This is a genomic window from Bacillus sp. EB600, from assembly GCF_024494385.1.
Classification (GTDB): domain Bacteria; phylum Bacillota; class Bacilli; order Bacillales; family Cytobacillaceae; genus JAEVLT01.
This window is the reverse complement of record NZ_JAEVLT010000140.1, coordinates 1-663: the sequence shown is the minus strand read 5'-3', so window position 1 is coordinate 663 and position 663 is coordinate 1. Positions and strand designations below refer to the sequence as shown.

Sequence of the window (663 nt, the reverse complement as noted above, 5' to 3'; positions counted from 1 at the left end):
TAAAGTGGACCCCATTGTCAAGACACGGATTTTTAAAAGTTAAGGTGCATTCATCTTTTATTCATGTGTCAATGTGAGCGTTGGAGTGCCCATGAAACATAGAATCATTCGGGTGGGTTCTAAATTGAGAACGTGCTAATAAGGCAAAGATTCTCCCGAACATAGAAGGTGAAGGTGAGTCATTAAGAGCTAAAGTAGACGGAGGATGGTGTCTGATAGCCTAGTGACTGATGAAGTCTTGTATGGTTATAAAATTCAATATACTGCTTTATGCCCGTTCTTGCTTCACGGGGGCTTGTGTATTCATTTAGATAAACTTCTTCGTATTTGATTGAGCGCCAGAAGCGTTCAGTTATAATATTATCAAGGGCCCGGCCCTTTCCGTCCATACTAATTTTAATTTCATTTAACTTTACTAGATCTGTGTATTGAGGACTGGTAAAATGACTACCTTGATCACTATTCAAAATCTGTGGGTGAGCTTGGGAAAATCCATGATTCACAGCCTCCAGTACGAAATCAATCTCAAGGGTTTGATCCAATTCCCAGCTTACTATATAACGAGAGTACCAATCAATCAAGGCTACTAAATACATCCAGCCCCGTTCTAAGCGAATGTACGTTATATCAATGCCCCAGACATGATTAGAATGACCAATCTGA

Annotated in this window: 1 protein-coding gene; it reads right to left on the bottom strand. The window is 39.8% G+C overall.

Annotated features, from left to right (window positions below):
* Positions 1-182 precede the first annotated feature (182 nt).
* On the bottom strand, positions 183-663 hold a 481-nt coding region (locus tag JN080_RS28965; protein ID WP_256239366.1), incomplete at its 5' end, for an IS3 family transposase.